At 61.9% G+C, this 22,479-nt stretch carries 19 protein-coding genes; 10 read left to right on the top strand and 9 right to left on the bottom strand.

What is annotated here, in order from left to right; translation table 11 throughout:
* The first annotated feature begins 199 nt into the window (after window positions 1–199).
* Both DU490_RS04295 and DU490_RS04290 read left to right on the top strand, forming a co-directional pair.
* Window positions 200–760, top strand: a complete 561-nt coding sequence (locus DU490_RS04295; protein ID WP_114573104.1) for a DUF1415 domain-containing protein — start codon at window positions 200–202, stop codon at window positions 758–760.
* A 163-nt stretch (window positions 761–923) separates the two neighbouring features.
* The gene (locus DU490_RS04290) at window positions 924–1,355 is read left to right on the top strand and encodes an OsmC family protein (protein WP_114573103.1); all 432 of its coding nucleotides are present in this window, start codon (window positions 924–926) and stop codon (window positions 1,353–1,355) included.
* A 424-nt stretch (window positions 1,356–1,779) separates the two neighbouring features.
* Here DU490_RS04290 and DU490_RS04285 read toward each other — a convergent pair whose 3' ends face one another.
* Window positions 1,780–2,478, bottom strand: coding sequence for a gamma-glutamyl-gamma-aminobutyrate hydrolase family protein (locus DU490_RS04285; protein ID WP_114573102.1), 699 nt, complete (start codon window positions 2,476–2,478; stop codon window positions 1,780–1,782).
* On the bottom strand, window positions 2,475–3,494 hold the full coding sequence (locus DU490_RS04280; RefSeq protein WP_114573101.1) for an amidoligase family protein: 1,020 nt from the start codon (window positions 3,492–3,494) through the stop codon (window positions 2,475–2,477). The genes DU490_RS04285 and DU490_RS04280 overlap by 4 nt, the downstream gene beginning before the upstream one ends.
* 205 nt (window positions 3,495–3,699) lie before the next feature.
* Between DU490_RS04280 and DU490_RS04275 the strand changes: the two genes are divergently transcribed.
* The 3 genes from DU490_RS04275 to DU490_RS04265 all read left to right on the top strand — a co-directional run bounded on the left by DU490_RS04275 (window position 3,700) and on the right by DU490_RS04265 (window position 8,485).
* Window positions 3,700–5,973, top strand: coding sequence for a mechanosensitive ion channel domain-containing protein (locus tag DU490_RS04275; protein WP_114573125.1), 2,274 nt, complete (start codon window positions 3,700–3,702; stop codon window positions 5,971–5,973).
* 172 nt (window positions 5,974–6,145) lie between these two features.
* Window positions 6,146–7,621 carry a hypothetical protein gene (locus DU490_RS04270; protein WP_114573100.1) on the top strand — a complete coding sequence of 492 codons (1,476 nt, stop codon included), beginning with the start codon at window positions 6,146–6,148 and terminating at the stop codon, window positions 7,619–7,621.
* A 168-nt stretch (window positions 7,622–7,789) separates the two neighbouring features.
* Window positions 7,790–8,485 (top strand): CBS domain-containing protein, encoded by a 696-nt coding sequence (locus DU490_RS04265; RefSeq protein ID WP_114573099.1) that lies wholly within the window; start codon window positions 7,790–7,792, stop codon window positions 8,483–8,485.
* A 95-nt stretch (window positions 8,486–8,580) separates the two neighbouring features.
* On the opposite strand, the gene DU490_RS04260 is transcribed toward DU490_RS04265, so the two are convergent.
* A complete protein-coding gene (locus tag DU490_RS04260) occupies window positions 8,581–9,705 on the bottom strand; it encodes an aminotransferase class V-fold PLP-dependent enzyme (RefSeq protein ID WP_114573098.1) in 1,125 nt (374 codons plus the stop codon).
* Window positions 9,706–9,872: 167 nt separating this feature from the next.
* Entirely contained in the window at window positions 9,873–10,475 is a 603-nt protein-coding gene (locus DU490_RS04255) for a class I SAM-dependent methyltransferase (RefSeq protein WP_114573097.1), read from the bottom strand.
* A gap of 286 nt (window positions 10,476–10,761) precedes the next feature.
* On the opposite strand from DU490_RS04255, the gene DU490_RS04250 reads away from it, so the two are divergent.
* The 4 genes from DU490_RS04250 (at window position 10,762) to DU490_RS04235 (ending at window position 15,205) form a co-directional block, all read left to right on the top strand.
* On the top strand, window positions 10,762–11,880 hold the full coding sequence (locus DU490_RS04250; protein ID WP_114573096.1) for an ABC transporter ATP-binding protein: 1,119 nt from the start codon (window positions 10,762–10,764) through the stop codon (window positions 11,878–11,880).
* Window positions 11,881–11,951: 71 nt separating this feature from the next.
* Window positions 11,952–13,013, top strand: coding sequence for an ABC transporter substrate-binding protein (locus DU490_RS04245; protein WP_114573095.1), 1,062 nt, complete (start codon window positions 11,952–11,954; stop codon window positions 13,011–13,013).
* 100 nt (window positions 13,014–13,113) lie between these two features.
* Entirely contained in the window at window positions 13,114–14,373 is a 1,260-nt protein-coding gene (locus DU490_RS04240; RefSeq protein ID WP_114573094.1) for an ABC transporter permease, read from the top strand.
* Window positions 14,374–14,377: 4 nt separating this feature from the next.
* The gene (locus DU490_RS04235) at window positions 14,378–15,205 is read left to right on the top strand and encodes an ABC transporter permease (protein WP_114573093.1); all 828 of its coding nucleotides are present in this window, start codon (window positions 14,378–14,380) and stop codon (window positions 15,203–15,205) included.
* A 228-nt stretch (window positions 15,206–15,433) separates the two neighbouring features.
* On the opposite strand, the gene pta is transcribed toward DU490_RS04235, so the two are convergent.
* Complete coding sequence (gene pta / locus DU490_RS04225) at window positions 15,434–17,629, bottom strand: phosphate acetyltransferase (RefSeq protein WP_114573091.1); 2,196 nt, start codon at window positions 17,627–17,629, stop codon at window positions 15,434–15,436.
* Window positions 17,626–18,810 carry an acetate/propionate family kinase gene (locus DU490_RS04220; protein WP_114573090.1) on the bottom strand — a complete coding sequence of 395 codons (1,185 nt, stop codon included), beginning with the start codon at window positions 18,808–18,810 and terminating at the stop codon, window positions 17,626–17,628. The genes pta and DU490_RS04220 overlap by 4 nt, the downstream gene beginning before the upstream one ends.
* 236 nt (window positions 18,811–19,046) lie before the next feature.
* Here DU490_RS04220 and DU490_RS04215 point away from each other — a divergent pair, with 236 nt between their 5' ends.
* Window positions 19,047–19,979 carry an EamA family transporter gene (locus tag DU490_RS04215; RefSeq protein WP_114573089.1) on the top strand — a complete coding sequence of 311 codons (933 nt, stop codon included), beginning with the start codon at window positions 19,047–19,049 and terminating at the stop codon, window positions 19,977–19,979.
* A gap of 66 nt (window positions 19,980–20,045) precedes the next feature.
* Here DU490_RS04215 and DU490_RS17130 read toward each other — a convergent pair whose 3' ends face one another.
* The 3 genes from DU490_RS17130 to DU490_RS04205 are packed head-to-tail and all read right to left on the bottom strand — an operon-like array spanning window position 20,046 to window position 22,429.
* Window positions 20,046–20,216 carry a hypothetical protein gene (locus DU490_RS17130; protein WP_181869953.1) on the bottom strand — a complete coding sequence of 57 codons (171 nt, stop codon included), beginning with the start codon at window positions 20,214–20,216 and terminating at the stop codon, window positions 20,046–20,048.
* Window positions 20,213–21,382: a glycerate kinase gene (locus tag DU490_RS04210; RefSeq protein ID WP_114573088.1), complete on the bottom strand. Its 1,170-nt coding sequence runs from the start codon at window positions 21,380–21,382 to the stop codon at window positions 20,213–20,215. Before DU490_RS04210 ends, DU490_RS17130 begins: the two co-directional genes overlap by 4 nt.
* 12 nt (window positions 21,383–21,394) lie before the next feature.
* Window positions 21,395–22,429 carry an aldo/keto reductase gene (locus tag DU490_RS04205; protein WP_114573087.1) on the bottom strand — a complete coding sequence of 345 codons (1,035 nt, stop codon included), beginning with the start codon at window positions 22,427–22,429 and terminating at the stop codon, window positions 21,395–21,397.
* Between the last annotated feature and the right edge of the window lie 50 nt (window positions 22,430–22,479).

Below are 22,479 nucleotides of genomic sequence, written 5' to 3'. Positions count from 1 at the left end.
AATCAGGAGGCTCGAGCATGTCCGTCGTAGCGCTGCATGACTGGAATCTGACCCCGGAGGAAGCCATTGCCCTGCAGAAGCGCCTGACCGATCGGCTGGCCTCGAGGCGTGAAGAAAAAAGCCACTGATTGCCGCGTTGGCTTTGCATTGCGTGTCGCCGCGTTCGACCATGGGACTCCCTTACCTGCCGAGCTCTGCCATGACCACCACGACCAGCCCCGCCCTTGCCGCGACCCGTACCTGGGTCGAGAGCTTCGTGGTCGCCCACGACGTCTGCCCCTTCGCCGGGCGCGAACTTGCCCGTGACACGATTCGCTATACGGAAGAGGAGGCCAGCGAGTGGGAGCCTGCCTTGCTGGCGCTGATCGAGGAGTGCCATCGCCTCGACGAGATCCCGGCGATCGAGACCACTTTGCTGGTGCTACGACATGGCCTGGGGGATTTCGACGACTATCTCGATTTCCTGGCCGTCGCCGAGGCGTTGATGGCCGATCAGGGCTATGCGGGCATCTACCAGCTGGCCAGCTTCCATCCCGACTACTGTTTCGAGGATGCCGAGCCTGACGATCCTGCCAACTACACCAATCGCTCCCCATGGCCGATGCTGCACCTGCTGCGGGAGGCGAGCCTCGAACAGGTGCTGGCGCACTATGCCGACCCCGAGGCCATTCCCGAGCGCAACATCGAGGTGATGCGCCACCTTGGACCGGCTCACCTGGCCGCCAACCTGGCGAAGCTGCGTGACAAGAACGCTATCTGAACAGCATTCTGGCAAAGAGATGTATTTGGAAATAATTTCCATGTAATTGCGCAAAAGGGATGGCGAAGACAAGCCCATGCGCTATGGTGAGGGATGGTGGCGGCAGCCTCTGTCGTTCTCGCCATTCTTAATTGACCAGTTCCCATCATCGCAAGGAGTCGACATGAGCATGAAGAAATCCGCTAGCGCTGTCTGGCAGGGTAGTCTCAAAGAGGGACGCGGTCAGGTTTCGACCGAGAGCGGTGCACTCAAGGAGGTGCCCTACAATTTCGGCCAGCGTTTCGAGGGCAAGCCGGGGGCCAATCCGGAAGAACTGATCGGGGCGGCCCACGCCAGTTGCTATTCGATGGCGCTGTCAATGATCATGGGTGAGGCAGGTCTCGAGCCCGAGAAGATCGAGACCGAAGCGACCGTTACGCTGAGCCAGGACGATGGTGGTTTCAGCATCAGCGCCGTCCACCTCAATACCCGGGTGCGCAGCCCCGGTGCCGATCAGGCCGCTTTCCAGGAGGCCGCCGACAAGGCCAAGGCGGGCTGCCCGGTCTCCAAGCTGCTGAATGCCGAAATCACCCTGGATGCCAAGCTGGAAAATTGATACCTCCCTGACAATGACGACTGCCAGCGGCCACCTTCGGGTGGCCGCTGTCGTTCGGCTTCCTGATTAAGCATAAGGCTCAGCAGACGCCTTGGCGGAGACGGCAAGGTTGTTGGGTATCGCCAGCGCCGGCAACACCGCCGGGAGGCCTTTGGCCTCCAGTCGTGATCTAAAGATTCTCCTACAGGGTGGTAGTCGCCAACCTTGTTGGAGCGCTGCTCCGCATCGCGACTGGCGCCGACAGGCGCCTCGGCTGAGGCGGCAGCGTCAGTGGTGATCGCCAGCCCATGGCAACACCGCCGGGAGGCCTGCGGCCTCCAGTCGTGAGCTGAAGCTACTCCTACAGTGAGGAAGTCGCCAACCTTGTTGGAACGCTGGTTCCCATCGCGACTGGCGCCGTCAGGCGCCCGCTGTCGTTTGACTATCATTCGGCTTTCATTAAGCGCTCAGGCGCGGACATGCCGCGACGGGCTGCCTCGACCAGGGCATGAATTAGTCGCTGCTGGGGCCGGTTGAAGATCAACCACTCCGGATGCCATTGCACGCCGATCAAAAAATCGTGCTCCCGGGATTCGATGCCCTGGACCAGGCCGTCCCGATCGCGGGCCACGATTTCAATGCCCGGCCCGGTCCGCTGAACGGCCTGGTGGTGAAGGCTGTTGATCCGGCACCAGCTTACCTTGAGGATTCGATGCAGCTGGCTATCGGCGACGATGTCCACCGTCTTGCGGGGCAATACGGTGCGGCGCCGCTTCAGCCCTTCATGGGTGGTATAGATATCCGGATCAAGGGTCCCACCTAGATGCACATTGAGCAGCTGGGCACCCCGACAGATACCCAGTACCGGCTTGCCCAGGGGGACGAAACGTTCGATGAGCTCCAGTTCCAGTTCGTCCCGCTGAGGATCGACCCGGACATCGAGCTGGACCTCACCGCCGTAGAGGTGAGCCTGGATATCGTCACCGCCGCCGATGATCAGGCCGTCGAGGTGCGCTGGCTGCGGGCGCGAGGGCGAAAGCCTCAGCGGGTGGCCTCCGTGGCGCCATACGGCGAACCAATCGAACCACCAGGCGATGCGACTTTTGTAATCCGAGGTCGTGATTCCGATGAGGGGGCGGGTCATGAGGGGGTGCGGGCCTCCCGGATCCAGTCTCGCAGCTTGCCAGCCCAGCGGGTCAGCCGCGACCGAGTGTGATAGATGACGTAGGCCTCGGCCCGCCTGGTGAGTTCGTCATGGTCGGCAGCGAGGCGCTCGACTTCTACCCAGCGATTCCATTCCACTACGGCACCCCAGCCGAACTGTGACAGCTGAGCATTGGGCAGGCGGTAGTGGAAGGTCGGGCGCGCCTTGACCAGTTTGTTGTGGAGCAGTTCGTGCGGGTAATCGGGCCTGAGATAGGCGAACAGAGGGTAGAGGTCCAGCTCTCGGTTGCGGGTCGGGTTGAACTCGATATAGTCGGCGATCAGGCCATCGAGATCCGGGGCATAGCCTAGAGCCAGCACCTTGAGAGCGTAGGGCTTGGGAAAGGGGTTGGCATGGGGCAGCACCTCGCGGGTGATATCAATATCGATCTCTTGGCGCAGCCACTCGGCCATCAGCAGGTAAGCTCGAAGTTGGCGTAGAATGTCAGCGACGTCCAGTCTGGCCACTTCGGGGTTGAGGTGCAGGCCGAAGCCATAGAGCAGGCTGGCATCGGTGCCCTTGGCACCATGGCTGTAGAGCGCCTTGAAGAGAGCGTCCAATTCGCCGAGCTCGTCCCAGGGCACTGGTGGACAGACGATTTCAGTCGGCACCAGGCCGGTGACCACATCGCCGATCAGTTGACGTGTCCGGTTATGGAAATCCACTCGCATCTGATGGCGTTGCCGCTCCCACTCGCTGTCCATGCGCGGCACTTCCTCGAGCAGCTTTGCATCGGGGTGGGCATATTGTGTGTCGAGCTCAATGACGAAGGTGCCCCAGCGTGTCCCTTCCACCTTGAATCGATGGGGGCTCACCACACTGATCTCGCCTCCGAAGAGGTTGAGTACCAGCTTGGCGGTTTCCTGGGGTGGTAGGCCGGCAAATTCGATTTCGACACCCACACGTCGAGTTCTACCCTGGTAACTCTGTGGTGTGGGTGGTGATTGAGGCAGCATGGAGGCATCCTGTGCGAGTCGCGCGATCTAGGCCGCCAGCCTAGCATAGTGCTGAGCAGGCTCGGAGGAATCGGTGCTGGCTGGCTGATGTCACAGGGCGGGACCGCGAACATGGACAAGGAGTGGAGACGTAATGCCAGGTGGTTTCTTTCAGGCGGTGGCGAGTGTCAGGCGAGGTGGCAGCAGCTGGATCTGGTTGCCGCTCATGTTTGCCTTTTTCGCCCTTGCCCTCGGTGGTCCGCTGAATGCACAGACCCTGCCGCTTGGCGGGCTGGGGGCAGGCGAAGATGCCGCGGCCCATGACCCCGAGGCGTTCCAGCAGTCGCTTAACGATGTGATCGGCACGCTTGAGGATGCCCAGCAGCGCGAGGCGCTGCTCGAGAGCCTTCGCGAGCTGCAGCAGGTACATGCAGAGCGGGCCGATGAGGTCGGCGGACAGCGTCAGGGGCTGCTCGGTGCCTTGGCGGAGACGTTCAGCGAATTGGGCGAGCAGGCAGAAGCGGGCGAATCGCCGATCGACGACTGGCGACGTCAGCTGGAGCAGGGCTGGGGGGACCTCCGTGACTTGATGGTCGAGACCGGCAGTGCTGAGACGGCGCGGTTCATGATCGAGAGTGCCGTGTTGCTGGCGATCTGGGTGGGGCTGCTGGTTATCCTGATCGCCCTGGGCAGGCTGCTGTTCGTGAGGCGTGGGCTACCCCTCGATCTGCCGCGGGATCCGCGCGGCTGGGTGCTGGCGCTGCACTTTCTGCGGCGCATGCTGCCCTGGGCGCTCGCCTTCGTCCTGATCATGGGCCTGGCCCAGGTGTTGCCGCCCAGCTCCGGTCGAACCCTGGCGGTGATCGTCGCCTACCTGGCGTTGTGCGGTCGCACCCTGTCGGTGATCGTGGAGAGCGTGGTATCGGTCTTTACCAGGGGGCATCGTTTCATTGCGGTGCTGATCCTGCAGCAGCGTGCCCTGCGGATGCTGTTCGTGATCGGTGCACTGATCGCCCTTGGCGATGCGCTAAATTCGGCCCGCTTGTCGCTGATGGTGGGCGATGAGCTGGCGGCGCTAGGCTCGGTGCTGGCCAATATGCTCGCGGCCATGCTCAGCATTCGCTTCATTTTCAAATTCAAGCGCCCGATAAAGCACTTGATCCGCAATCGCTCCTGGCGAGTACGCCGTGATGGCGGCACCACCATCGAGCTGGCGCGTATCGTCGGTGGGCTGTGGCATGTGCCGGCACTGTTGATCGTGGTCGGCTCGCTGTTGGCGATCTTTGTCACCGTTGGCGATGTCGGTGCCGCACTGGCCCGCTCGATCGTCTCTGCCGCTCTACTGGTGTTGACGCTGGTGATCACTGGCTTGATTCAGCGCCACGCCGAGCGTCGCACCAAGCGCCGCATCAGCGAGTACCAGCGTCGCCTCGAACGATTCGGATATGCGCTTTCGCATGTGGTTGCCTGGATCGTCTTTGTCGAACTCTCGCTGCAGGTGTGGGGTGGCTCGTTGTTCGGCATAGGTCAGGAGGGGGTGGCCGGCATGCGTATCGGCCAGGCGCTGCTGGCGCTGGGTTTCACCGTGCTGCTGGCGTGGTTGGTGTGGATATTTGCCGATACCGCGATCCAGCGGGCACTGGTCTCCTCGGGGCGTTCCCGTGGCCGCCGGGTCAACCAGGCACGAGCCCAGACCATCACGCCGATGATCCGCAACGTGATCTTCGCCACCATCGTCATCATTACCGGTATCGTGGGGCTGGCCAACCTGGGGGTGAACGTCACGCCGTTGCTGGCCGGTGCCGGTGTTATCGGCCTGGCGGTGGGCTTCGGTGCCCAGACCCTGGTTCAGGACCTGATCACCGGGATATTCATCATCATCGAGGATTCGCTGGCGGTGGATGACTTCGTCCAGATCAATGGTCACATGGGTACCGTCGAGGGGCTTACCCTGCGCACCGTCAGGCTGCGAGACCTGGACGGTATCCTGCATATCATCACCTTCAGCGCCATCCAATCTATCCACAACATGTCACGGCATTTCGGTATCGCGCTGATGCGCATCCGCATACCGCACACCATGAAGATCGACGGTGCCATCACCTTGATGCATGACACTGCCCAGGAGCTGCGCCAGGACCCGATGATGCGTCACCATATATGGTCGCCGCTGGAGATGCAGGGTGTCGACCGCTTCGATGAGGGTGCTGCGGTGCTGCGCATGCGCCTTCGTACCGCGCCGGCCATGCAGTGGGACGTGTCACGTGCCTTCAACCTGCTGCTCAAGCAACGCATGGAGGCCCAGGAGATCGATCTGGGCATGCCACGGCTCAGCGTCAGCATGGAAGGTCACCCCGGCGATGACATGTCCGCCGTGACAGAGTCGAGCGGTAACGGCATGCAGGGACGCTTCCGTGATGCCAAGGGGCGCGAGCCCGGCGAGGCGAGTATCGCCGACCCGCTGGGTGACAAGAGCCCTCAGAAGGCCTCCCCCGAATAATGCCCCATGCGTTGACGAACAGGCGTATCGTCAGCGCAGGGCGTTGGGTGGAGCCGTGGCAAGGAGTCCACGTTCCGCCGTACTATGAAACTAGATTCAGTGAAACCAGATTCGGCCACCATCGAAGCCAGATACGGCCCCCATCGGCCCCTGTACCAGGAGCAGCGACGACGTGATCACCGTCGAGCGCAAGGATAGCTTCCATCTAAAGATTTCCCGCGTACTGCGGGAGGAGACCTCGCACCGAGTGGACGTCTTCCTGTTCGTGCCTGGCGAGCTGGGACTGAACGTTCACGTCATTTCCGAGGAGGCCTTCTACCACAGCGCCATTCACAGTAAGCGCACCTATTACAGCGACAAACACCACCTGCCGCTGGTGCTCAGTCGGCTGGCCAGCCGTGGCAAGCTGACCAGTGACCAGTACCGGTTGAGCCTCAGCCTCTACGCCTACCAGTACGTCATCGCACTGGAGCGCTCAACCCAGACCCTGCTGGACACTGCTCGAAAAGTGAAGGAGGAGGCAAAGCGCCAGGACAGCCGGGAAGAGACGGTCGCTGAAGGCGAACCGGCTGCTGCGGAGGGTGAGCGAGCAGAAGAGACGATGACCCTTGCGGTGCGTCTGAGTGAACAGCTCGAGGAGCTGTGTGAACTTGCCCAGGGCATACTTCGCCGCCTGCGTCGCAACCGGCCCGGCAGTGAGAAGTTGTACAAGTATTACGCCAATATCGACAATTACCTTTCCTGGTTCACTGAGCAGCAGCTGCTGGCACTGGTGGCCAACCTGCCTCGGGGCAAGGGCTTCCGTTCGATTCGCAAGCGGCTGCTGGCGATCTGCACTGCCGAGAGCGACTATCGCGAGCAGGAGGAGTACAACTCCCGACGCGTCACCCATGATCCCACCCGGATGTCCAACAAGATGCGGCTGCTGCGGCGGCTGATTGAACACCCGGTGACGCTGAAGCAGCAGAGTCAGGAACTGGGTGGTGGCGAGCAGAAGGCGGTCAAGGGGCTGGCCACGGCTGTGGTGATGATCTTCGTTTCGCTGGGGCTGCTCCAGGCTCGTGCCACCCTCGGTGACATCACGGCCCTGCTCGTGCTGGTGATAGCCGTTCTCTATGCCATGCGCGAGGTGTTCAAGGACGACCTTCGCAATACGCTGTGGCGCTGGTTGCGCAAGGGTCGTCCGAAGTGGCGACGCCAGTACCTGGACGCCACCAGCGGGGCGCTGGTGGGGCGACAGCTCGAATGGTTCGACTACAAGCGATTCGGCAAGCTCGATGAAGATATCCAAAGGGTGCGCAAGCGCAATGTGGCACAACGCGAGGAGGTGGTGCTCCACTATCGATCGAGTTCACGCATGTCCCCCACCCGTTTTCTCAGTGGCTATGAGAAGACCCGTGAAACACTGTCGCTGGATCTATCGCTGCTGGCACGTCTGATGGACAAGGGCGAGCACCATGTCTATCGCCTCAAGGAGGGACAGGTGACCCACGAGTCGGTCGAGAAACGTCATCTGCTTAACCTGGTCATACGTGAGGAGGGCGTCAATACCCGCCCCGTCATTCAGCGCTGGAAGATCGTCATGAGCCGTTCCCGGATCGTCGATGTCGAGCAGGTTCATCATGAAGGTGGAGAGAAGGGGGAGTGATGCTTAGGCCATGGCGGCATCGGTTTATGAAAGGAGGGTTGCTGCACATCTAGTCGCTGAAAATTCTTGTCTGCTAATGTAACTGTCAGAGTGTGGTTTGTGAGAGCCGCTGTGTCAGACTAGATTCTTGATAATATCGTCCCGTTTTCCTTGTTCGGAGATGCCACTATGCAAGCCGTTGATGTCATGACCGCAAAGGTCATTACCGTATCGCCCGATGCCGATGTTCGCGAAATCGCACAGTTGCTGCTGGACAACAACATCAGCGCCCTGCCCGTGGTGGATGCGGACCAGAAGGTGCTGGGGATTGTCAGTGAGGGCGATCTGATGCGACGGGTCGAGAACGGCACCGACCAGCGCAAGTCCTGGTGGCTGAAGTCGATCTTCGCCGGCGCCAACAACGCCAGTGAGTACATCAAGTCCCACGCGCGCAGGGCGCACGAAATCATGACCCCCAAGCCGGTGACCGTCACCGAAGACGAGTCACTGCGACGCATCGCCAAGCTGCTGGAACGTCACCATATCAAGCGGGTACCGGTGGTTCGCGATGGTCGTCTCGTCGGTATCGTCAGTCGCGCCAATCTGTTGCGTGGTTTTTCAGCCCACACCGGGGAGGGTGAGCCTTCTGTCACTGCCGATGACCGGGAGATCCGCGACGCCATTATCAAGGAAATCGATGAACATACCGGAGTCTGGGTCGACCGTATCAACGTCATCGTGACCGATGGCGAGGTGCAACTCTGGGGGCTGGTCGAAAGTCAGGAAGAGAAGATGGCAGCGCAGGTGGCTGCCGAGAACATGAGGGGAGTGAAGACGGTGGAGAATAACCTGGGCATGGTGCCTCGGGGTGTCGGCGGCTACTGACCCGGCGGGCGACCGGCAAGCGCCCTGAACAAACGGGGCGGCCTCATGGCCGCCCCGTTCGATTCATCCATTCCATTCATCGTCGCCTGTATCCGTCAGTCGACCTGCCGGAGCGCAGCTTCCAGGCTGGCCAGGCTGCGTTCGAGATGGTGCAGCTTGTCCAGGCCGAACAGACCGATGCGAAAGGCTTGATAGCCCTCGCCTTCGTCACACATCAGCGGCACCCCGCCCGCCACCTGGACACCGGCGGCGGCAAACTTGCCGACGATGCTCGTATCACGGGTGTAGTAGACCACGACACCGGGGGCCTCGAACCCGGGAGCTGCCACGCTGCGGAAGCCGTACTTGGCCATCAGCGAACGTACACCCTCACCCAGCACCCATTGCTCCTCGCGGACCTTGTCGAAGCCGTAGGCGGCGGTCTCCGCCATGATGTCGCGAAGTCGTGCCAGGCCGTCGGTGGGCATGGTGGCGTGGTAGGCGTGGCCGCCGTTCTCGTAGGTTTCCATGATGGTGAGCCACTTGCGCAGGTCACAGGCAAAGCTGGTGCTGGTGGTTTCCTCGATCCGCTCCCGGGCCAGTTCGGAGAGCATGACCATGCCACAGCAAGGCAGGCCGCTCCATCCCTTCTGGGGCGCGCTTAACAACACGTCGACACCCGTCTCGCGCATATCCACCCAGAGCGTGCCGGAGGCGATACAGTCGAGGACGAAGAGTCCACCCACGGCATGCACGGCTGCTGCGATACGCTTGAGATAGTCGTCCGGTAACAGGATGCCGGCAGAAGTCTCGACGTGAGGGGCGAAGACGACGGCAGGGCGCTCGTCGTAAATGGTGCGTTCGACTTCCTCGATAGGCGCCGGGGCAAAGGGCGACCGTGGATCGGCCGGGTCCACTCGGCGTGCCTTGAGTACCGTGATGGAGTCCGGAATGGCGCCCATTTCGAGGATCTGTGACCAGCGGTAGCTGAACTGGCCGTTGCGCACGATCAGGCAGTGCTTGCCGGTAGCGAACTGGCGCGCCGCGGCTTCCATGCCGAAGGTACCGCTGCCGGGTACAATCACGGCACTACGCGCCCGGTAAACTTCCTTGAGGGTTGTGGAAATGTCTCGCATCACGCCTTGAAAGCGCTGTGACATGTGATTCAGCGAACGGTCGGTATAAACCACCGAGTACTCGAGCAGGCCATCGGGATCGACATCGGGTAGCAAGCCGGGCATTTCTTTCTCCCTGTGTACAGTTCGGGTCATCTGAGTATGCAAACTCTAGAGGATATTCCCATTGACGGCCATGAACCAGCACCGGTGACAGCGGTGGCCCGTTGTGTACAGGGAGGGGTTGCCTAGCCGGGACGCACATTTACATGCCGCCCCGGTGTGAGGCCGGGTCAGGGGCGGCAGAAGTAGACTTTCGCCGGTGGGATATTGATGGGCTCGAAGCCGCACTCCACGGCGGAGAAGACCTGACGCAAGTCAGGCAGGACCTTGGGTGAAAATTGATAGACCAGCATGGCCCCCTCCGGCAGCAGTGCTTCCCGGCTTCCCTCGAGGATGCGTTCGCGTACCTCCGCGGGCATGGTGCTGAAGGGAATGCCCGCCACCACGTAGTCGGCGGCGGGCAGGCCGAGTCGATCCAGTTCTGCCTGGATCGTTTCGGCAGAGCCACTAATTATTTGCAGGCGGGGATCGAAAATGGAGCGCTGCAGGAAGTCGACGAATTCTTCGTTGGTCTCCAGTACCACCAGTGTCGCTTCCGGATGCAAGCGACTCAGGATCTCGCGGGTGATCGTGCCGACGCCGGGACCGTACTCGACGATGACACGAGCGCGCTCCCAGTCTACCGGTTCGAGCAATCGCCTCACCAGATAGGGTGAACTGGGAATGATCGAGCCCAGCATGCGGGGGTGCTTGAAGAAGTTGCGTGCGAATAGCGACAGCTGAGCGCGTCGCTCGGATCCTGCCATGACCGAGGGTCGGTCTTGAGCCGTCATGGGCTAGCCTCCTGATTTCCTGCGTAACATGACTCCACTCTAGGCTAGCGGGCGCACGTGGGAAAGGACGCTTTGTCTTGCGGCTCCGTTCGACACGCTTCGGCCGGGATTTTCCAGCGGCGTGGCATGGTCAGGACAGGCGCTGGAAAAAGTGTCTACGTCTAAAGATGATGTGAAATATACTTGACGGAAGGTTGGTAGATGCATAGCGTGGAATATGGATATTTCTTGTGAACGTCGGTAATTATTGTCGTCACAGCACCCATTTCTAACCGCGGGTGAACCCATGCCAAACAACAAGACTAGCGAGACGTCCCACTCGGCGTCACCACTGGTTCGTTTCGAAGCGGTACAGAAGACCTTCGATGGCGAGAACCTGGTGGTGAAGGATCTCAACCTCACCATCAATCAGGGGGAGTTCGTTACCCTGTTGGGGCCTTCCGGCTCCGGCAAGACAACCTGCCTAATGATGCTCGCGGGCTTCGAGGTGCCCACCAATGGCGACATCTACCTGGGCACCCAGCGCCTCAACAGTGTGCCTCCCCACAAACGCAACTTTGGCATGGTCTTCCAGAACTATGCGCTCTTCCCCCATATGACGGTGGAAGAGAACATCCGCTACCCGCTCAAGACGCGCAAGATGCCCGTTGCCGAGGCCGACCGCAAGGTGGCCGAGATACTCGACATGATCAAATTGGGCGAATTCGCCCGGCGCCGCCCGACACAGCTTTCAGGTGGACAGCAGCAGCGTGTCGCCCTGGCGCGCGCCCTGGTCTTCGAGCCGCAGCTGATACTGATGGATGAGCCCCTCGGTGCGCTCGACAAGCAGCTGCGCGAGCACATGCAACTGGAGATCAAGCAACTGCATGAGCAGCTCGGACTGACGGTGGTGTTCGTCACCCATGACCAGAGTGAAGCACTGACCATGTCAGATCGCGTGGCGGTATTCGACGACGGCATCATCCAGCAGATTGACACCCCCAGCAATCTCTACGAATACCCGGCGAACGCTTTCGTTGCTCAGTTCATTGGTGAAAACAATACCCTGCCTGGCCGCATCGAGTCGGTGGAAGGGCGCCAATGCCGGGTCAACTTCGGCGAGGGTTTGAATACCGGTGCGCTGATCGGTCCGAACCTGAGGGCTGGCGATGCCACTCGTCTGTCGATACGTCCCGAGCGCATCAAGCTCAATGGTGCGTCACGGCAATTACCCAATCGCTTGCAGGCCCGGGTACGAGAGTTCATCTACCTCGGTGACCACCTGCGGGTGCGGTGTGAAGTTGCCGGCAACGACGACTTCGTCGCCCGCGTCCCCGTGGATGATTTCACCAGCAGCATGCAGTCGGGCGATGTGGTGGAGCTCGGCTGGCGAGACGAGGACGTTCGCGCGTTGGACGCCTCATGACTGCATTGGCCGTGCCGTGTGCAGGCAATGCTTCATACCAACAACAAGGTCCTAGTGACCGGGAGAAAGATATGACTCACAGCCGATTCCCACTTTCGCGCCTTGGCCGCAGCGTTGCCATCGGCAGCCTGCTGACGGCAGGGCTGGCCGTTTCCACCGGTGCCCAGGCATTGACCGTCATCTCCTTCGGCGGTGCTTCTGGCGATGCCATGCAGAAGGCCTACTATGGCCCCTTCCAGGAGAGCACGGGCATTAGCCTCACGCCGGGGGACTACAACGGTGAGCTTTCGCGAATTCGTGCCATGGTCGAGACCGGCAATGTCAGCTGGGACCTCGTGGAGATGGAGTCTCCCGAGTTGGTCCGCGGTTGTTTCGAAGGACTGTTCGAACCCATCGACTGGGGGCGACTTGGCCTGGGCAACGAGCTGATCGATGCTGCCTTCGATGAGTGCGGCGTGGGTACCTTCGTCTGGTCCACGGTGCTCGCCTACGATGCCGACGCGCTGGATACCGCACCTACCTCCTGGGTCGATTTCTGGGACGTGGAGCAGTTCCCTGGCACCCGTGGCCTGCGCCGCGGCGCCAAGTACACTCTGGAGTTCGCGCTCATGGCCGATGGTGTGCCGGCCGGCGATGTCTATGAGGTACTCGAATCGCCGGAAGGCGTCGATCGCGCCTTCGCCAAGCTCGATGAGATCAAGGAGCACATCCAGTGGTGGGAAGCAGGTGCACAGCCGCCCCAGTGGCTGGTTGCCGGTGACGTGGTCATGACCTCTTCCTATAACGGACGCATTGCCGCCGCGCAGGAAGAGGGCAGCAACCTGGAGATCGTCTGGAACGAGAGCATCTACGACCTCGACTACTGGGCTATCGTGTCGGGCAGCGAGTATGTCGACGAAGCTTACGACTTCATCACCTTCGCCAGCCAGCCCGAGAACCAGGCCGTCTACTCCAGCGAAATTCCCTATGGTCCGGTGCATCCCGACGCCATCGCCCAGCTCGATGAGGAGCAGGCGCGGCGCATGCCCACCCATGAAGAAAACATGCAAGGCGCACTGGCTGTGGATACCGCCTTCTGGGTCGACTACGGCGAAGAGCTGGAGCAACGCTTCAACGCCTGGGCGGCACGCTGATCCCACGACTACGGCAGCGGCTTTCCGGCCGCTGCCCCGCTTTCTGCCGGCGTCTCCCGGCAATTAGGGTCACGCTGGCTATCATCAGTGGGAGAGGGTCATGACCACGACCATTGCTGCTTCGGAGTCACCGCCCAGACCGGCAGGCACTCTCAAGGCACAACTGCGACGCGCAGAACGTCTGCGTAAATGGAAGGCATTTGGCCTGGTTGCACCGCTGGCACTATTCTTGATTGTCGTCTTCGTCATGCCTATCGGCAGTATGTTGTGGCGTAGCGTCGACAACAGCGAACTGGAATCGGTCATGCCGCTTACCACGGCCGGCCTGCAGCGGTGGGACGGAACCGGCCTGCCCGATGAGTCCACCATGGCAGCTTTCGCCGAAGAGTTGCGTGATTCGCGTCAGGGCGGCGGGCTGGGGCGCATCGGTCGCCGCCTGAACTATGAGGATACCCAGTACCGCAGCCTGCTGATGCGTACGCTGCGCGGCCTGCCTGCGAGTATCGATGCCGATGACAATTGGACCGCCACCCTGATCGAGATAGATGAGGCCTGGGGCGAAACCGCGACGTGGCTCGGTATCCAGCGTGCGGCACCGCCGACCACGGACCGCTATCTGCTGGCGTCGGTCGATCTCGAACGAGGCGAGTCAGGCCAGATCCAACGTATCAGTGAAGGCGATCGTCTCTATCAGACGGTATTCCAGCGCACCATGGTGATTGCCGGCGGTGTTACCCTGATCTGCCTGGCGCTCGGGTTTCCCTTGGCTTACTTGTTGGCCACGCTGCCGGCGAAGACCAGCAACCTGCTGATGATATTCGTGCTATTGCCATTCTGGACGTCGCTGCTGGTACGCACCGCTGCCTGGATCATACTGCTGCAGTCCAATGGCCTGGTGAACCAGTCGCTGATAGCTACTGGGGTGATCGACTCTCCGCTGCAGTTGGTTTTCAACCGCATCGGCGTGTTCTTTGCCATGGTGCATATTCTGCTGCCGTTCATGGTGCTGCCGCTCTACAGCGTGATGAAAGGCATTTCGCCCAGCTACCAGCGTGCCGCCGTGTCGCTGGGGGCACACCCCTTTGCCGCCTTCTGGCAGGTCTATGTTCCTCAGACGGTTTCCGGCATTGCGGCAGGGACTATCCTCGTTTTCATCATGGCGCTGGGCTACTACATCACTCCGGCACTGGTAGGCGGACCGGCCGACCAGATGGTCAGCTACTACGTGGCCTATTACACCAACAGCACCAATAACTGGGGTATGGCAGCGGCACTGGGCAGCATCCTGCTGGTGGTCACGCTGATGCTCTACCTGGTTTACCACCGTCTGGTGAACCGCAAGCAGCTGATCAGGAGCTGAATCCATGGCACTGCCTCCCTATGCATCAACGGTGGAAAGGATCTGGTTCTGGGTCTTCCGCGGCTTCTGCGGCCTGGTCCTGCTGTTTCTGATCACGCCGGTGCTGGTGATCATTCCGCTATCGTTCAGCAGCAGCTCCTTCCTGACCTATCCGCTGCCGGGCTTCTCGCTGCGCTGGTATGAGGCCATCTTCAACCCATCCGGCCCTTGGATGGACTCGTTGAAGAACAGCCTGATCGTGGCACCATTGGCTACCCTGCTGGCGATGACCTTCGGTACCCTGGCTGCGGTAGGACTTAACCGCGCCGATTTTCCCGGCAAGGGCCTCCTCATTGCGCTGTTGATCTCGCCCATGGTGGTGCCGCTGGTGATCGTCGCCGTGGGGATGTATTTCTTCTTTGCCCAGGTGGGCCTGCTCAACTCCTATGCAGGGCTGGTCCTGGCACACACGGTGCTGGGTGTGCCCTTCGTGGTGATCACCGTGAACGCCACCCTGCAGGGCTTCGACTTCAACCAGATGCGCGCTGGGGCCAGCCTTGGCGCGAATCCGCTGCGGGTGTTTTTCACCGTGGTGCTGCCGCAGATCGTGCCCGGAGTGGTCTCCGGTGGGCTGTTTGCCTTTGCCACCTCCTTCGACGAGGTGGTGGTGGCGCTGTTCATCGCCAGTCCCACCGAGCGCACCCTGCCAATCCAGATGTTCTCCGGTATTCGCGAGAACATCAGCCCGGCCATCGCCGCCATGGCCACCATCCTGATCCTGCTGTCGACCCTGCTGCTGGTGACCATGGAGCTGCTGCGTCGGCGCAGTGAGCGGCTGAAAGGGGCAGTATGATCAGCGAATCCAGGAATTCCGTTTCGACACCCACAGCGCCCCGCCTTGCGGGGCGTATTTCGCTTGGATCGTATGTGACGGTCTGACAGGTCGCTCAAGCCGGGCATGCCCTCACCCCGGTGGAGCAAGGAAAGTGCGGGCAGGAGGCGACATGGGCCGGGCTACGACCTGCGGCGGCGGATGGCATTCCGTTTATTAGAGCCGTTCCCGGTATCCATGGCCTGCACGTCAATGCGGGCCACTCGCAATGGACTTATGCTGCGCCGCCTGGATCGCCGTGAGGGCGATGGTATAGACGATGTCGTCCACCAGGGCGCCGCGGGAGAGGTCGTTCACCGGCTTGTTCAGCCCCTGTAGCATCGGCCCCACGCTAACGACGCGGGCGCTGCGCTGCACCGCCTTGTAGGTGGTGTTGCCGGTGTTGAGGTCGGGGAAGACGAACACCGTGGCGCGCCCGGCTACCAGTGAGTCGGGCGCTTTCTGGCGGCCGACACTCTCGATGGCGGCGGCGTCGTATTGTAGCGGCCCGTCGATCAGCAGGTCTGGTGCCTGCTGGCGTGCCAGTTGGGTGGCCTGGCGCACCTTTTCCACGTCGACCCCGCTGCCCGACTCGCCGGTGGAGTAGCTGATCATGGCGACCCGGGGCTCGATACCGAAGGCCTGGGCGGAGCGGGCGCTCTGGATGGCGATCTCGGCCAGCGCCTCGGCGTCGGGATCGGGATTGACCGCGCAGTCACCATAGACCACCACCTGCTCCGGCAGCAGCATGAAGAAGATTGACGATACCTGGCGATAGTCGGGTGCAGTCTTGATCAATTGGAAGGCCGGGCGCACCGTATTGGCTGTGGTATGGATCGCGCCCGAGACCAGGCCGTCGACCTCGTCGAGCTGCAGCATCATGGTGCCCAGTACCACGTTGTCCTGCAGCTGATCCTCTGCTGTCAGTGCGTTCACCTTACCGCCGCGCCGTTCGACCATGGGTGCCACGTAGCGAGAGCGAACCGACTCCGGGTCGATGAACTCCAGCCCGTCGGGAAGCTCGATGCCGCGATTACGCGCGACCTCCTCGACCTCCTCGCGACGGGCCAGCAGCACGCAGCGGGCGATCCCACGCTGCTGACAGATGGCGGCTGCCTCCACGGTGCGCGGCTCGCTGCCCTCGGGCAGGACGATACGGCGGTCTGCCTGCTGGGCGAGCTTGACCAGTTGGAAGCGGAAGGCCGAAGGCGACAGCCGGCTGGTATAACCCTGGCTCAGATGATCCTTGAGCCACTGAAGATCGATGTGCTCGGCCACGAAACGTGTTACCTGTTCAGCGCGCTCAAGGTCGTCCATGGGAATGTCGTTACCCATGCGACCCAGGTCCTTGGCCGTGGTGAAGCTGTCGGTATCTACCGCCAGCACCGGCATGCCGGTCTTCAAGGCAGGACGACACATCTCGATCATGTTGTCGTTGGGCATGTAGCTGTTGGTCAGCAGCACACCGGCCATGGGTACACCGTTCATGGTGGCCAGCGCCGAGGCCAGCACGATGTCATCACGGTCTCCCGAAGTGACGATCAGGTTGCCGGGGCGGAAGGCGTGGAGGGCGTTGGCGGCACTTCGAGCGCAAAGGCTGGTGGAGAGCACCCGGCGGTTGGCGGCGTCGCCTTCGCTGAGGAAGCGAGCGTTCAGGGCACGGGCCACGTCGATGACCCGCGGGGCGATCAGGGCGGCGTTATACGGCACCACGCCGATCAGGTGGAAGCGGTCGGTAGCCAGGGCTGGCGAATAGCGGCGCAGCTCTGCCAGCAGGCACTCATCGACATGCATGCCGCCGCCGGGAGCGAGCACCGGCGGCGCTTCGCTGTCGTGCAGGTTGCGCATGCGCATCAGGATGCAGCCCAGCGTCCGAGTGGAGCCGATGCCACCGAAGGCCTGGGCATGCATGTCTAGTTGCTCGGCCAGGGCCTGGGGTTCGACCGTGTCTCCGCTACCTACCAGGATGATGCGGGCATTTAGGGCGTGGGCCAGTTGGGTGTTTAGCTGGGTGGCGTAGGTGCCGTGAGCCGTCGGCACCACTCCTTCCACCACGATCAGCTCCGGTGCCGAGCCCGCCTGGCGCTCGATTGCCTGGTCATGCAGCTCGATCACCTGCTCCATCAGCACATCGAGCCTGTCCTGGCGCAGCAGCCGCTCCATCTCGGCCTGGGGCATGGGTGGCGGTGCATCCAGCCCTAGGGTGCTGCTGACCAGGGCGGTGGAGCGGTCGGGCCCGGGACCGTTGAGCTCGTCCTGGCGAAACGGTTTGAGGAAGCCGGCCTTGAGGCCGATGGTGTCGAGGGCTTGCATCAGGCCCAGGCTGGCCGATGTCAGGCCGACACCGATGCTGGTCGGCACCATCAGCAGGACCTGGGGTTGCGGGTTGGCATTGCGAGGTGTCATGGGGTGGTCTCGTCCAGTAGCTGGCGGGTTTCCGCGGCAATGCGGCCCTCTTCATCGGTGGGGATGACCCAGAGACGCGGTGCCGCCAAGTGTCCGCTATCGATGCGTCCCTCGCGTCCGCGCACCGTCTCGGTGTTGGCGTTGCGATCCAGGACCAGGCCGAAGTGGGGCAGGTGGCCGATTACATTTTCACGTACCAGCGCCGAGTTCTCGCCGATGCCGCCGGTAAAGACGATACCGTCGAGGCGGGGCAGGGCGCAGGAGAGTGCGGCAAGGGACTTGGCAATGCGATAGCAGAACACTTCGATGGATAGCCGGGCATTCTCGTGCCCCGCCTGGGCAGCGGCCTCCAGTTCGCGCATGTCGTTGGTCAGTCCGGAGAGCCCCAGCAGGCCGCTGCCACGGTTGAGGACCTCATCGATCCGTTGCAGGCTCCAGCCGAGTTGACGTGCCAGGTGTGCGTGCAAACCGGGGTCTACATCGCCACTGCGGGTGCCCATCGTCAGCCCCTCCAGGGGAGTCAAGCCCATGCTGGTGTCAAGGCTGCGACCCTCCCAGACGGCGCAAGTGGAGCAGCCATTGCCCAGATGCGCCGTCAGCCAGCCCCCCGCGATGCCGCTCAGGGCATCGGCACGTGCGCTGACGAAGGCGTGACTGGTGCCATGGAAGCCGTAGCGGCGTATGCCATGGTCGCGGTAGAGCGCTTCCGGCAGGGCGTAGCGAAAGGCGCGTGGTGGCATGGACTGATGAAAGGCGGTATCGAATACGGCCACCTGAGGAAGGTCGGGAAACAACGCGCGCGTGGCCGCGATACCCTCCAGATTGGCGGAATTGTGCAACGGGGCCAGGGCGGCGGTTTGATCGATGGCGGTAACCACGTCGTCGTTGATCAGCGCAGCCCGTGTGAAGTGCTCGCCACCGTGGACGATGCGGTGGCCGACGACATCAGGTCGGCGGCCCTCCAGGTGCTCGAAAATGGCTTCGAGCGCCCGAGTATGATCGGCACCGGGAAGGATCTCTTCGAAGTGCTCGCCGCGGCTGTCAATGCCTTTCAGGAAGGCGTCGCTGCTCCCCACCCGCTCAGCAACGCCGGCGAGACGCGGCTGGCCCTCGGCACCAGGCACCAGGGCGTACTTGATCGAGGATGAACCACAGTTGATGACCAGTACCGAAGACTTCATCGGCTCTCCGTTGGAAGTGGATAGGGGGGTGGCGTAGGTGCTAGACCTTAGTCTATCACGTGCTCCTTTGCAGGCTATCTTTCCATTTCTCCATTGACTGGGGCAAAATCGGCGTGTCTTTATGTAATGTTGCTTCATCGAGCGTGTCTGCATCAAGCGCAGCCAGAGTCGAATGAGCTCCAGCTTAAAAACGCTGGCTTGCTGAACCTGCTTCTTTAACCTCAGGAAAAACCTCGATGGCGACACCGTCCTCGACGCTGGCCGTACCCGATTTGTTGCCCCGTCATGTTGCCGTCTTGCTTCTGGCCGGTGTCGCCACACTGTTTGCCGGCAATCATGTGGCCGCCCGGCTGGCCTTCGATGAGGGTACCGGGCTGTTGCTGGCCGTGCTCGTCCGCTCCAGCGTTGCGCTTGCCGTGCTCCTGGTGTTGTTCCTTGCCCAGGGCAAGCGCCTGGCTCTGCCTGCGGGGGCAAGGCGCTGGCAGCTGCTGGCGGGGCTGATGGTGGCGGTACAGAGCCTGTGCCTCTACTCGTCGGTGGCTCGCATACCGGTTGTGGTGGCGTTGCTGCTGATGAACACCTTCCCCATTCAGCTGGCACTGCTGACCTGGGTGCTGGGAGGGCTGCGTCCCACGCTGTGGGCGGCATTGATCATGGCCGTGATACTGGCAGGACTGGTGGTGGTGCTCGATGTGCCTGGCCTGGTGGCTTCACCCCAGGCCCTGGGAGAAGAGTGGCTGGCCGGCGTGGCTTTCGGTCTCGGCGCCGCAACCGCCTTTTCTTTTGCGTTGTGGCTCACCGAGCATCGCCTTGCCGAGGTGGGCAGCACCTTGCGCAGCCTGCTCACCATGCTGACGGTGCTTGTCGCTATGCTGATGGCTGGTGCAATCGACCTGGTACCCGGCGGCATGGCGCTGCCGGCGAGCACGACCGGCTGGGTGGGGCTGGTGGCACTGGCCGTGCTTTACAGCGTGGCGTTTTCGGTACTCTTCATCAGCGTGCCGCGGTTGGAGATGGCCCGTAACGCCCCGGTCATGAACGTCGAACCGGTTGCCTCGCTGGTGCTGGGCTACCTGGTGCTGGGGCAGATGCTTTCCGGCGTGCAGTTGATCGGTGGTGGTATTGTGCTGGGCGGCATCGTGCTGCTGAGTGTGTCACGTACCCAATAATGCTCGGCTTGGTCTGCAGAGCAGGCGACCGCAGCCGGTTTCCTGGCAGAGCCCAGGCTATATGGTTCAGCTCGCCATATAGGGAAGCAATGTGGCAAGGGAAAACAGCAGTCCGCTGGTGGCAAAAACCGAACAGAATGCCCAGTGAAACCAGTTACGGCCGGTACGTTGGCGCTTGATTGCCTGAGTGATCGCGATATAACTGAAAATAGCTGAAAGTGTAATCAACCAGATCATGATGCTCCTCCTGTCGATATTTTTCGGCTTCGCGACGGTGAAGCCGAAAAGAGTCTGATCACCGCCTCTGCTCGGTCGGCAAGCAATTCGGGACATTCGCTTAGTGCGGCTTCGAGTTCCATGGGTCTGCTGCTAAGGGGAAAGGCGGCGGTGACGCCTTCTGCATAGCTGTCCTTCCAGCCACCATCCAAACAGCCGGCAAGAATCACGACCGGAACATGGTGGCGCTTGGCCGCTCGAGCGATGCCGATGGGTGTCTTGCCAGCGAGGCTCTGGCCATCGAGTCGACCCTCGCCGGTAATGACGAGATCAGCTTTGTCCAGGAGTTCTTCGAAGTCGACCTGCTCCATCACCAGTTCTATACCTGGGCGCAGGCTGGCGTTGAGAAGTGCGCGGGCGGCGAACCCCATGCCACCAGCGGCGCCGGCACCGGGCACATCGCGATAATCCTTTCCCAGGGCTTGTGCTACGTGGTCGGCAAAGTGCCCGAGCGCGGCATCGAGGCGTTCCACATCCTGTGACGTCGCCCCTTTCTGTGGGCCGAACACTGCGCTGGCGCCCCGACTACCTGTCAGTGGATTATCGACATCCACAGCCGTTTCCACGGTCAGTCTTTTCAATCTCGGGTCGAGGCCCGAGAGGTCAAGACAAGCGAGGTCTGCCAGGGCGGCACCACCAGGCGGAAGAGGTTGGCCTCGGGAGTCCAACAGGCGCGCGCCCAATGCCGTAAGCATGCCCGCACCACCATCATTGGTGGCGCTGCCGCCAAGCATGAGCAGCAAGCGTTCCGCCCCAGCATCCAGCGCCGCGACAATCAGTTCTCCGACTCCCATGGTGGTACTATGCAGGGCCGTTCGTTCATCAAGGGATAGCGCTTGCAGCCCACTCGTCTCGGCGAGTTCGATGTACGCCGTTCGATCGCTTTCCTGCCAGCCCCATTCCGCCTTGGCGGGTCTGCCTAGTGCATCATGGGCATCGGCTTCGCAGCGTTGCGCGCCGGTAGCGGCCACCAGGGCGTCAAGGGTGCCTTCGCCACCGTCTCCCATAGGGCATGAGACAATTTCGGCGTCCGGCATTGCACGCCGTAGCCCTGCTGCCATGGCCGTAGCGGCATGGCGTGCACTCAGTGCGTCCTTATAACTATCCGGTGCAAGGACAACTCTCATACCACCTCCGGGTCATAGGCCAAACAGGTCTGCCTTGGGAGGCATACCCACCTCTTCGACCAGCGCATGGACGCTGTCGAGCAGCTCGCGGGAGGGGTACTGGCCGTCGCAGGCCTCCAGCAGTGCCTCGACCTGAGCGACGCTGTTGCCGCTGGCCACCAGCGAGGTCACGGCCTCATGGGCGAGGGCAAACTTCAGCGCGAAGCGGGTCCAGGGTTCGTTCGGTTCGCCGATGCGCTCGCGGATCTTCTCGAGCAGCGCATAGCGGGAATCCCAGCCGGCACGGAGCTTGAGGTCAGTCTCGGGCAGCCCCTTACGGTCGATGCGCTTGTCGGTCAGCATGCCCTGCAGCAGGGGGCGAATGGCGAGAAAGCCCTTGCCCTCGCGCTTTAGTCGGTCGAGCAGCGGCAGGGCCTCCGGCTCGATAAGGTTGAAGAAGTGGGCCACTCCGTCGTAGACGCCGGTATCGAGCGCCGCTGTGGCGTACCCCGTGGTATGGGGGAAGGTGATCAGGTGCCCGACCTTGCCCTCCTGCCTGAGCGCCTCAAAGGTCTCCTGCAGCGGGCCCACCATGTCGGGAAGGGCGTCGATCCGTCGCTGGTCCCCGGCTTCTGCATAGGCTTCCGCCTTGGGCACATGGGGGCCACGCTGGAGATGCTGGACGATGGCAATGCGGTCGGCGTGCAGGTCCCGCAGTGCGTCCTCCACGCTATCGCGCAGCACCTGGGGGTCGAACCCGCCCTCTTCGTAATCCGGGCTGGTCATCTTGATGACGTGGTGGATCTCCTTGCGCTTCGGATGCTGGGCCAAAATGTCGCTGAGCATCCAGCGGGTGCCGTAGTCGCCGCTGGAGTGGATGCAGTTCACCCCGCCGGCCAGTGCCGCCTCCAGTGCACGGCGTCCCTCGCGATTCTGTGCTTCCTCCTGCTCACGGTCGTGGGACTCGGTGAGGGTGACATGGGAGGCGGTGCTGGTGAATCGCATGGCACCAAAACAGATTTCCGATAGCTGAAGGTCGCTGTTACCGAACTGTCGATAGCGCATCATGACCTCGATATTGTCGTTGTGTACGAGTGTAGTGAAAGGCCGGCATTGAC

It is taken from the genome of Halomonas sp. DQ26W, from assembly GCF_003339685.1.
Classification (GTDB): Bacteria; Pseudomonadota; Gammaproteobacteria; order Pseudomonadales; family Halomonadaceae; genus Halomonas.
This window is presented reverse-complemented; position numbering and strand designations above follow the sequence as displayed.

Excerpts from the sequence above, each read along its gene's own strand:
- DU490_RS04275 (WP_114573125.1), top strand. The coding sequence starts at position 3,700 with ATGTTTGCCTTTTTCGCCCTTGCCCTCGGTGGTCCGCTGAATGCACAG.
- DU490_RS04235 (WP_114573093.1), top strand. The coding sequence starts at position 14,378 with ATGGCACTGCCTCCCTATGCATCAACGGTGGAAAGGATCTGGTTCTGG.
- DU490_RS04265 (WP_114573099.1), top strand. The coding sequence starts at position 7,790 with ATGCAAGCCGTTGATGTCATGACCGCAAAGGTCATTACCGTATCGCCC.
- DU490_RS04290 (WP_114573103.1), top strand. The coding sequence starts at position 924 with ATGAGCATGAAGAAATCCGCTAGCGCTGTCTGGCAGGGTAGTCTCAAA.
- DU490_RS04215 (WP_114573089.1), top strand. The coding sequence starts at position 19,047 with ATGGCGACACCGTCCTCGACGCTGGCCGTACCCGATTTGTTGCCCCGT.
- DU490_RS04295 (WP_114573104.1), top strand. The coding sequence starts at position 200 with ATGACCACCACGACCAGCCCCGCCCTTGCCGCGACCCGTACCTGGGTC.
- DU490_RS04210 (WP_114573088.1), bottom strand. The coding sequence starts at position 21,382 with ATGAGAGTTGTCCTTGCACCGGATAGTTATAAGGACGCACTGAGTGCA.
- DU490_RS04220 (WP_114573090.1), bottom strand. The coding sequence starts at position 18,810 with ATGAAGTCTTCGGTACTGGTCATCAACTGTGGTTCATCCTCGATCAAG.
- DU490_RS04255 (WP_114573097.1), bottom strand. The coding sequence starts at position 10,475 with ATGACGGCTCAAGACCGACCCTCGGTCATGGCAGGATCCGAGCGACGC.
- DU490_RS04250 (WP_114573096.1), top strand. The coding sequence starts at position 10,762 with ATGCCAAACAACAAGACTAGCGAGACGTCCCACTCGGCGTCACCACTG.
- DU490_RS17130 (WP_181869953.1), bottom strand. The coding sequence starts at position 20,216 with ATGATCTGGTTGATTACACTTTCAGCTATTTTCAGTTATATCGCGATC.
- DU490_RS04260 (WP_114573098.1), bottom strand. The coding sequence starts at position 9,705 with ATGCCCGGCTTGCTACCCGATGTCGATCCCGATGGCCTGCTCGAGTAC.
- DU490_RS04245 (WP_114573095.1), top strand. The coding sequence starts at position 11,952 with ATGACTCACAGCCGATTCCCACTTTCGCGCCTTGGCCGCAGCGTTGCC.
- DU490_RS04205 (WP_114573087.1), bottom strand. The coding sequence starts at position 22,429 with ATGATGCGCTATCGACAGTTCGGTAACAGCGACCTTCAGCTATCGGAA.
- pta (WP_114573091.1), bottom strand. The coding sequence starts at position 17,629 with ATGACACCTCGCAATGCCAACCCGCAACCCCAGGTCCTGCTGATGGTG.
- DU490_RS04280 (WP_114573101.1), bottom strand. The coding sequence starts at position 3,494 with ATGCTGCCTCAATCACCACCCACACCACAGAGTTACCAGGGTAGAACT.
- DU490_RS04285 (WP_114573102.1), bottom strand. The coding sequence starts at position 2,478 with ATGACCCGCCCCCTCATCGGAATCACGACCTCGGATTACAAAAGTCGC.
- DU490_RS04240 (WP_114573094.1), top strand. The coding sequence starts at position 13,114 with ATGACCACGACCATTGCTGCTTCGGAGTCACCGCCCAGACCGGCAGGC.